At 44.9% G+C, this 8,490-nt stretch carries 11 protein-coding genes and 2 pseudogenes; 7 read left to right on the top strand and 6 right to left on the bottom strand.

Features of this window, described 5'->3' with window-relative positions:
* Nucleotides 1-234: pseudogene (locus tag ACE1AQ_RS21605) on the top strand (NAD(P)/FAD-dependent oxidoreductase); the annotation flags it as partial.
* A gap of 348 nt (nucleotides 235-582) precedes the next feature.
* On the opposite strand, the gene ACE1AQ_RS21600 reads toward ACE1AQ_RS21605, so the two are convergent.
* Entirely contained in the window at nucleotides 583-1,503 is a 921-nt protein-coding gene (locus tag ACE1AQ_RS21600; protein ID WP_008207354.1) for a LysR substrate-binding domain-containing protein, read from the bottom strand.
* Nucleotides 1,504-1,649: 146 nt separating this feature from the next.
* Here ACE1AQ_RS21600 and ACE1AQ_RS21595 point away from each other — a divergent pair, with 146 nt between their 5' ends.
* The 3 genes and pseudogenes from ACE1AQ_RS21595 (at nucleotide 1,650) to ACE1AQ_RS21585 (ending at nucleotide 3,106) form a co-directional block, all read left to right on the top strand.
* Nucleotides 1,650-2,333 (top strand): cadmium resistance transporter, encoded by a 684-nt coding sequence (locus tag ACE1AQ_RS21595; protein ID WP_110543489.1) that lies wholly within the window; start codon nucleotides 1,650-1,652, stop codon nucleotides 2,331-2,333.
* Nucleotides 2,324-2,515: pseudogene (locus ACE1AQ_RS21590) on the top strand (hypothetical protein). The gene ACE1AQ_RS21595 and the pseudogene ACE1AQ_RS21590 overlap by 10 nt, the downstream one beginning before the upstream one ends.
* 156 nt (nucleotides 2,516-2,671) lie before the next feature.
* Nucleotides 2,672-3,106, top strand: a complete 435-nt coding sequence (locus ACE1AQ_RS21585; RefSeq protein ID WP_002762666.1) for a YidH family protein — start codon at nucleotides 2,672-2,674, stop codon at nucleotides 3,104-3,106.
* Nucleotides 3,107-3,116: 10 nt separating this feature from the next.
* Here ACE1AQ_RS21585 and ACE1AQ_RS21580 read toward each other — a convergent pair whose 3' ends face one another.
* Nucleotides 3,117-3,914 (bottom strand): sulfite exporter TauE/SafE family protein, encoded by a 798-nt coding sequence (locus tag ACE1AQ_RS21580; protein ID WP_110543486.1) that lies wholly within the window; start codon nucleotides 3,912-3,914, stop codon nucleotides 3,117-3,119.
* Between the two features lie 284 nt (nucleotides 3,915-4,198).
* Here ACE1AQ_RS21580 and ACE1AQ_RS21575 point away from each other — a divergent pair, with 284 nt between their 5' ends.
* The gene (locus tag ACE1AQ_RS21575) at nucleotides 4,199-5,203 is read left to right on the top strand and encodes a sulfate/molybdate ABC transporter ATP-binding protein (RefSeq protein WP_106908929.1); all 1,005 of its coding nucleotides are present in this window, start codon (nucleotides 4,199-4,201) and stop codon (nucleotides 5,201-5,203) included.
* 15 nt (nucleotides 5,204-5,218) lie between these two features.
* Here ACE1AQ_RS21575 and ACE1AQ_RS21570 read toward each other — a convergent pair whose 3' ends face one another.
* Genes ACE1AQ_RS21570 through ACE1AQ_RS21560 form a run of 3 tightly spaced genes read right to left on the bottom strand, consistent with a single transcriptional unit; the run spans nucleotide 5,219 to nucleotide 6,583 of the window.
* Nucleotides 5,219-5,662, bottom strand: coding sequence for a type II toxin-antitoxin system VapC family toxin (locus tag ACE1AQ_RS21570; RefSeq protein WP_002795967.1), 444 nt, complete (start codon nucleotides 5,660-5,662; stop codon nucleotides 5,219-5,221).
* Nucleotides 5,659-5,988 (bottom strand): hypothetical protein, encoded by a 330-nt coding sequence (locus tag ACE1AQ_RS21565; protein WP_002762669.1) that lies wholly within the window; start codon nucleotides 5,986-5,988, stop codon nucleotides 5,659-5,661. Before ACE1AQ_RS21565 ends, ACE1AQ_RS21570 begins: the two co-directional genes overlap by 4 nt.
* A gap of 55 nt (nucleotides 5,989-6,043) precedes the next feature.
* On the bottom strand, nucleotides 6,044-6,583 hold the full coding sequence (locus tag ACE1AQ_RS21560) for a pentapeptide repeat-containing protein (protein ID WP_008207363.1): 540 nt from the start codon (nucleotides 6,581-6,583) through the stop codon (nucleotides 6,044-6,046).
* Nucleotides 6,584-6,957: 374 nt separating this feature from the next.
* Between ACE1AQ_RS21560 and ACE1AQ_RS21555 the strand changes: the two genes are divergently transcribed.
* Together ACE1AQ_RS21555 and ACE1AQ_RS21550 are read left to right on the top strand one after the other, a co-directional pair.
* Complete coding sequence (locus tag ACE1AQ_RS21555) at nucleotides 6,958-7,653, top strand: TerC family protein (RefSeq protein ID WP_106908930.1); 696 nt, start codon at nucleotides 6,958-6,960, stop codon at nucleotides 7,651-7,653.
* A 138-nt stretch (nucleotides 7,654-7,791) separates the two neighbouring features.
* Entirely contained in the window at nucleotides 7,792-8,037 is a 246-nt protein-coding gene (locus tag ACE1AQ_RS21550) for a hypothetical protein (RefSeq protein ID WP_212567835.1), read from the top strand.
* Between the two features lie 71 nt (nucleotides 8,038-8,108).
* Here the strand turns inward: ACE1AQ_RS21550 and ACE1AQ_RS21545 are convergent.
* Nucleotides 8,109-8,490 (bottom strand): YidH family protein (locus ACE1AQ_RS21545; RefSeq protein WP_374809192.1); only part of this gene is annotated, 382 nt, incomplete at its 5' end.

Raw genomic sequence — 8,490 nt, 5'->3', positions numbered from 1 at the left:
TATTATTATCTGCATTTAGGTGATATGTTAACCCTGGGTAAACAATCAGCCCTTGTCTCTAGTTTTGGCATTAATATTACCGGTAGATTGGCCGATATAATGCGTCGATTTGTCTATATACTGCGTTTACCAGGCAAACGCCATCAGTTGAAAGTGTTTCAACATTGGGCAAAAAAAATTCTTCTCCGACTCCCTTATTCACAGGTGTTATCTAAGCAGGGTAAGCTCATCTAATTCGGGATAAATTTTACTTGACAAAGATTTCTAAATAGGGTAAGGAAATCGCTGTAGTATCGTCCCGCAGTGCCAGTACCCAGACTTATCCCATTTTTCTAAAGTAATGGCAGAGATGGTTAATTTCTTTCACCCCCAAACCCTATCCCAGAACGGGAGAGGGGAGTAGAATGCTTGCCACAAATAAAGAAAAATGCTATCAGATTACAAGATATGCTCGAAAACTTGACAGACGCAGGGTTGAAAGCGCTTCGCCTCTACAATAAACAATATTACTGCGCCATAGGGGCGCACGCAGTGCGCCCAAAATGTCATCCAGCGGGTTAATTTTCGGTGATTGCTATCAGATTACAACATCTGCTCGAAAACTTGACAGACGCGGGGTTGAAAGCGCTGACGGTGTTTTATTTTTAAAAAAGGGCGCATAAATTCGAGATAGCGAGGGGATAAACCAGAAGTATCGATGACTCGAATCGATCGCAATGTGCCTAATTCTAATTCCTTTTGAACCATCAGTTCGGAAATGCCGGCCGCTGCCGAACTATTCTCGATGATTGCCTTGACCATTTCTCCCGTATTTAACAGCAAAGTCACCTTTAATGTCCGTAAATCGATGCCCCAATTCTGTAACGCTTCCTCGAATCTTTGTTGGGTTCCCGATCCCGATTCTCGCATTACCCAAGGGGTTTCCACTAATTCCGGTAATTCGATCGCCTCTCTTTTATACCAGGGATGAGAACGTCCGACAATAATTAATAGGCGATCGCTGCCGACAATCTCCTGTTCTAAACAATGTGTTAAATCACTCTTGACTTCTCCCTCGATTAATGCTAGGTCAAAACCTCCGTTAGCCGTACCCAGACAGATTTCTTCCGTATTAGCTAGGGTGCAATTGATCTTAATTGCCGGATAGCGCTCCTGAAAATCGCTAATTTTTGCCGGCAGCCAATAGTTACCAATAGTCAAACTCGATCCTAATTGTAGTTCTCCCCGTTGCAAGTCGTTAAATTCCGCCAATCCCCTTTCTGTCAAAGTTACCTGGGTGAGAATGCGTTGCGCTTCTAATTGCAATAAACGTCCTGTTTCCGTGATCTCGATGTGACGACCGACGCGATGGAATAACTTCACCCCGTATTCATTTTCTAGGGAGGCAATGGCGGCACTGACGGCCGGTTGGGTGATATATAAAGCTTCTGCTGCTTTGGTGAAGTGGAGATGTTCGGCAGTCGCTAGAAAGATTTCTAGTTGATCTAGGGTCATTCTGGCCATGGCAAGGGGTTTTCCGTCTCTATTGGTCTTTCCATCATTTTAATTTATTAAATCAACAAGAAAGAATATTTGATTTTATTAATAGCTCTTTCTAGAGTGGAAGTAGGGCGATCGAGACCAGAAGAGCCGATTCAGAAAAAAATCCTATGACTACCATGATTACTGCCATATCCACAGCAATAGCGGCCTTTATTGCCACTAATCTCGATGACATCCTGATTTTGACGATTCTTTTCGCCCAGGTCAATAAACTTTTTCGCCGTCGTCATATCGTTATCGGTCAGTATTTAGGCTTTATCCTGCTAATTTTGGCGAGTTTAACTGGCTTTTTCGGGAGTTTCTTGATTCCGGCTCAGTGGATTCGTTTTCTCGGTCTGTTACCCGTGATTTTCGGGATTCGGAGTCTCTGGCAGCGAGAAGAAACCGAGACGGATAATCATCTGGATGTGGCTGTAGGATCGGCACCGTCTTCTCCTTTGCTGGCCTGGTTTTCCCCTCAAACCGGCGCTGTGGCGGCAATTACCATCGCCAATGGCAGCGATAATATCGGCATTTATCTGCCGCTGTTTGCTAGTAATACCTGGCCAAATTTAGTTACTATCGTCAGCGTTTTTCTGATCTTGGTGGGTGTTTGGTGTTTTACTGCTCATAGGTTAACTCAATTACCAGCGATCGCTAATTTAATTACCAGTCACGGCAGCCACCTTGTCCCCTGTGTGTTGATCGGTTTGGGTGTATTTATAATCAAGGAAAGTCTTCCCCTGGCTTTCTTGGCCCTATCCTTAAGCTATGGATGGACGCTTTTCCAGCAGCAAGCAGAATCTATTTAGGGTTTGCGGCAAAAAGTTTTTCCTGGGGGCAGGGTGTAGGGTGTAGGGTTTTAGCGATTTTGAGGGGGTCAATTACCTAATTTTCAGGGAAAAAGTACCTGCATTTTCCCCCCGATCACTCCCCAATCTGGTACTTTTTGGTTGACAAAAAGTCTAAAAGTCTTACCCAACAAGGTTTTTAGATTTATTGAGCAAACCGTATTTAATTTTTGATTCAATACAAATACATCTAAAAATAGATTTTAGATTTTTTCCATACCATCTATAACTCAAGTGCCATAGAATAACATCATCTTCTCAAGCGCTCCCCTTGAAACTGACCCCTAGTCATCTCGATCATGTTATTTTTTCTCAAATCGCCAGTGACGGAAAGCAAGACCAGCATTAAACCGAAAAAAGTAAATCCCAATCGAGTCCGCGATCATCTGGCCAATGAACGCACCTATCTGTCTTGGATGCGAACGGCGATCGCATTAATGGGTTTTGGTATGGTTATTCTGCGCTTACGGGCCTTTCATCCTCCTCTGGTTCCCCGGCCCGGTTATGGCTGGAAATTGGGCTTAATGTTTGCTTTAGTGGGTTTATTGACCGTATTTTTGACCACAGCCCATTATTTTACAGTCAGACGAGATATAGATGAAGATACCTACGAACCAGCCGATCGATGGGTGCTACTATTTAGTTTAGCGATCGTTATTCTCGGTGCGGGAATTATCTATTTTGTCGCCACCAGTCCCGATCTGTTGATGGGTAGTATGATGACTTTCGAGTGAACTCTGGGGATTAGGTGGGTTGGAGTAAGCGCCAACTGACCGTGACCAGAACCGTATAAAGCAGTATTTTTAGGGCATTTTTGGGTAAATATTCCGATAATCTTGCTCCCACTACTACCCCCGGTATTCCACCCAACCAGATGGGAAGTACCAGATTCCAATCGACTGTTCCTAATCCCAGATGACCGATGGAAGTACAGGTTAAGAGGATGGACGCTTGCGATAGATCTGTACCGACTAATTTGCGAGAATCAAGGTGAAAAAAGGTCATCAAGACCAATGCAAACAAGGAACCACTAGAAATACTGGTTAAACCGACCAAATAGCCTAAAACTGCCCCTAATACGGTTGTTTTTATCTGACCAGAGCGAGTGGTTAAATCTAATTTTGGCCAGGACCAAGGAGACAAATCGGGAAAAAATAAGGAAATTAGTAGTTCTAGGGCTGCTAGGACGGTTACGATCATCAAGACAAGACCGATGATAGGAGGCAACCATTGATCGAGATTGAGGGAGCTATTCTGCTGAAAATAGCGAAAACCGACTAATCCTAACAGAGAACCGGGTACACTGCCAATTACTAGCCATTTTACCACTTCTAACTCGATCGTTTGCTGTTGCCAGTGACGAACGGTGCCGACCACTTTCATCAACCCGGCCGCCACCACATCGGAACCCACTGCGGTGGTAGCGGGAACCTGAAATACAAAGATCAATAGGGGTGTAATTAACGATGAACCGCCAATTCCCGTTAATCCCACGATAATTCCGATAAAAAAGCTAAATATTGTCAATAAAGAATAGTCCATTTTTGCCTCAGTCGTCTCTTTTCTCCGGTGCGTTTCTGGTGGTTAAGGGACGAAATTAGTTAATTAAGCCTTTAGAACCGACTAAAAGAGCAAAAAAGAGTAATAGTAAGCTTTTATCGCTGTTTAATCTTTTTAGTCTCGGTTTATAACCAGTAATCTCCCGAATCGAAACTTAATTTTTTTGCTATCCTGTAAAATGTAATTGTATTTTAATACGATTAAGATTAAATCATAGTTAAAATACGGTCAAACCCTATACATTTTTTGCCAGAGGATTAGCTACCGTGAGTATCATCATCGAGCAAGTATCGAAACAATTCGGCGCCTTTACTGCTTTAGACAACATCAACCTAGAGATCAAATCGAATCGTCTGGTGGCACTGCTCGGGCCGTCCGGTTCGGGAAAAACCACTCTCCTGAGAGCGATCGCAGGATTAGAACCCCCCGACACAGGCAAAATTATCATCAACGGCAAAGACACAACCCATTTAAATGTCAGAAAAAGGAATATTGGCTTTGTTTTTCAGCATTATGCGCTTTTTAAACACCTGACGGTGCGTCAGAATATCGCTTTCGGTTTAAAGATTCGCAAAGCTGCCCCCGACTACATTCAAAAACGAGTGGACAGTCTCTTGAGTTTAATTCAATTGCAGGGATTAGGCGATCGCTATCCGGCCCAACTATCCGGGGGTCAACGTCAACGGGTTGCCCTGGCCCGGGCTTTAGCGGTAGAACCGGAAGTATTATTATTAGATGAGCCTTTTGGGGCCTTGGATGCCAAAGTTAGAAAAGAGCTGCGGGTTTGGTTGCGACAGTTACACGAGGAGGTCCATGTCACCAGTGTTTTTGTCACCCACGACCAAGAGGAAGCCATGGAAGTGGCCGACGAGATCGTAATTTTCAATGAGGGTAAAATCGAACAGGTGGGAACTCCCGATCAGGTGTACGATCATCCTGCCTCTGCTTTTGTGATGAGTTTTATCGGCCGGGTGAATGTTTTACCACCGACCTCGGCTGCACTATTCGAGCAGCTTGGGGGGAGTACTAACGGAGTCAAGATTTTTATTCGTCCCCACGACCTAGAAATTCTCTCTTCTCCCAATGGGTCTAGCATTGCGGCAAAAGTTGAGCGCATTATCCACCTGGGTTGGGCCATCGATGTGGAATTAATTCTACCCGATCGCTCTCTCCTGATTGCCCATCTGAATCGAGAACAACTGGATCAACTGCACCTCAAAGTCGGGGAGCAAGTTTATGTTCGTCCTCGGGATGCTCGCGTTTTTGCTTAAAAGTCACCCTTATTGTTAGCACCTGACGGTCGCAGGATGAACGGCGATTATTTCCGGGTAACGGCTAAAATCGTCAACATTAAAGGTCAGAATATGTGTAAGGTCATGAACGCACATGGCTGCTACTAGCTTCGCATCATGTACCTGCACACCCTTGACTGAATAAGTGAAGACTAAGCGTTCCCATTCGGGATAAATAGCGGGCAGATCGTCAATAATGGGAAAAAGTGACTTTAGGCGATCGATTTCAGCCTTGGCTGCGGCCACTGTGCGTCCTAAACCATTTCTATTAATTGGACGGGTGTAAACGTTCCAAAACTCGATTAAATTCTGTGGTGCGATATAGAGTTTTTCTCCTTGTCCCAATAATAGACTTGTCGCACCCACAGCATCGCCATACATGGTGTGATCAGGTTCCGCACTTCGCAATAAGACATTAGTATCAACTAAAAAAGTCACAGGCACTCATCGTCATAGATACTATCGCGACTTACGGCATAGTCGGATAAAAGTGCGCTGCCTCGATCGTGACTACTTGCCCAATCCCGAAAAGCTTGCGCTCGTTCCGTCGGTGTTGCCGTCTCGTAAAAAGGTGTTTTTGGCTCTATCAGTTGTTTTAGCATTGTCTCCAAGAGAATTTCTACCTTTTCTGGTGATTGGTGGCTAATTCTTGCCAAAATCTCGGCAATTGCCTTTAAATCTTGCTGATGGGCTTTTTTAAAGTCTAGCAGCATTTCCGCTCCCTCCCCATCTAGCGATCGCTGAGAAAAAGGAGTAATTTCCATAGATATTGCTCTCCTTGAAAACCGCTAAAACTTGATTCTGCCATAAAAACTTTTTTTAGAATAGATTGGGATCGACACCGATCGCGCCTTCACCGTCGGCATCTTGCAGGTTAGCACCGTCTAACCGAGCATTAGTGAGATTGGCCTTCTCTAAGTCAGCTTTTTGCAGATTGGCGTTGGTTAAGTTTGCCCCTTGCAGGTTGGCTTTTTCTAAATCTGCACCTAAGAGATTGGCCTTGCTTAAATCGGCTCCCGCTAGGAGAGTTTTGCCGAGGTCGGCTCCCCGGAGGTCAGTCCCTCTGAGATTAGCACCCTGTAGGTTGGTTCTTTCTAGATCCGCTTGACTGAGGTTTGCTCCTTCTAGATTGGCCGAGGACAAGTTTAAATCTTTGAGGCTAATTCCGTTAAAGTCACAACCGACACAGGCGTTAGTTTCCTGTAGTTTTTGCAGATTATCGGCGGCAGCTGGCTCGACCAGAGTAATTTTTGCCGGTGCGCCGCCAGTGGGGGTAACGGCCCTAGCGATGGCAGGGTGGAAGCAAGAAAAAACTGTGATTAGCAATAGACAGAAGGCTGTCAGTAGCTTCGGTTTCATCGTTTTTGATCTCCTTGAGTGATCTTTTTCAGTCTCTGTTTTCACTCTAGGCAATGGCTTTAATAAAAACAAATATTCTTTGTTTTCAAATCCATAAATTCCCTTTATGGAAAGCTGGGAAGCCCCCTCGCCGTTCCATCACTTTTATTTATTAAAACGACAATTAAGAATATTTGCTTTTATGGTTGTCCCCTACCTAAGATGATAGTGTCTGGCCAAAATCCTGATCAAGGAGAGTGTGGTCAGCAATCTCACCCTCGATCGCAAGCTCAAGAACTTGACCTTGGATTGATACCGACAAAAAAATAGTCAAGAATCCTAGCAGCAAATACCAAGACGCATCTACAACGTTATAAAAGTCAAAATATAATTATATGTCCCCTCAAATTCTCGATATAGCTGAAAATCTCTCTCTAACCACTTGCGGCACTATTCTCACCCTGGCAGTCTTAGAAACCATTCTATCGGCCGATAATGCCGTCGCCCTGGCCGCTTTGGTGCGAGAACTTCCCGACCCCAGACAACAACGCCAGGCTTTAAACTGGGGATTAGCTGGGGCATTTGTGTTAAGAGTTGCCCTGTTAGTGAGTGCCAGTTGGACAGTTAAATTCTGGCAGGTGGAGGTACTGGGTGCTATTTATCTGCTCTGGTTAGCGGGTAAGCATTTTTGCCAGAAATTTTTAAATATAGAAATAGAAGACCAAAATTTTGCCACTAATCTCGCCATAGAATCTTTTGGCCGTGTTATTGTTCTGATTGCTTTTACGGATCTGGCTTTTTCCCTCGATAGTGTCACCACAGCGATCGCCCTAGCCGATCAATTCTGGATTCTCCTGACTGGTGGTATTTTGGGAATGTTAGCCCTACGATTTTTGACCGGTTTATTTGTCAGGTGGTTGGCTGAGTTTGTTTACCTACAAGATGCGGCCTACCTGACGGTTTTAGCGGTAGGGGGAAGATTGTTATTAAAAGCTTGTCAACCAACCTATTTGCCGCCAGAGTGGATGGTATTGATGATGGTGGCGGTCTCCTTAAGTTGGGGCTTTTCTAGGCGTGTTGTGGTGGAATAAGTCTAGCAGCAAGGGATTTTCTCAATTTTTTAGGAGCGTGTCAATCGTTATACTCCGGGAGGATGGGCGACTGTGACATAATTTGGGACTAGGTACGGTAAGAGTCGCTAGTGAACCCCGTTAGCCTTGGAGACTTCCTTGCTAGACACCATTTCCACCCTATCCCCAAAACTAACAGCGATCGAAACCAAGGGAAATCCTCTCCCCAAAGTTGCCACTTGTTCCTCTACCTGTCGTTACTGTCGGTTTTATAAGTTTCAGGGGAGAGGAAATGGCTATTGTCAACGCTTGGGAGTCCCTGTTCACAGTCATTGGCGTGCCTGTCCTTTGATTTGTCCACCTTTCGCCCCTTCCTGGGAAAGGTCGGAAAATGGGCAATTTTAAGTAGTTATCTGGATTTTACCACCTGTATCGAGCAATTTTTTCCCCATCCCGCTCCGTGCGAGGATGGGGTTTTAATCGAAACCGATACTTTCCACTCCACCGCTATCGGGACTGGTGGCGACAAAATAGAGAATTCCCGATCCTAGACAGGCGATCGCTATACTAAAGCAAATAATCCAGACTTGAGCGGGTTCGTAGCTATTACTATCGATCGCTCGCCGGATGAGAAAATACCGGCGCGTGGCGATGACAACGATTAATAATCCCACCATAGCGAAGACAAAACCCAACAACCACCCCAATCCTAGTACAGTAGAAGATGCCGTCCGTAAACGCAAAATGACCAGACCAAAACCCATCAAAGCGATCGAGGCACGCATCCAAGACAGATAGGTACGTTCGTTGGCCGAATGATCTCGCCAGTAATCGGGGTTAAATTTCTGCTTTGTCTTT

The organism is Microcystis sp. BLCC-F209 (genome assembly GCF_041928595.1).
Taxonomy (GTDB): domain Bacteria; phylum Cyanobacteriota; class Cyanobacteriia; order Cyanobacteriales; family Microcystaceae; genus Microcystis.
Note: the sequence above shows the minus strand (reverse complement) of the source record. Positions and strands in the feature narration are given on the sequence as shown.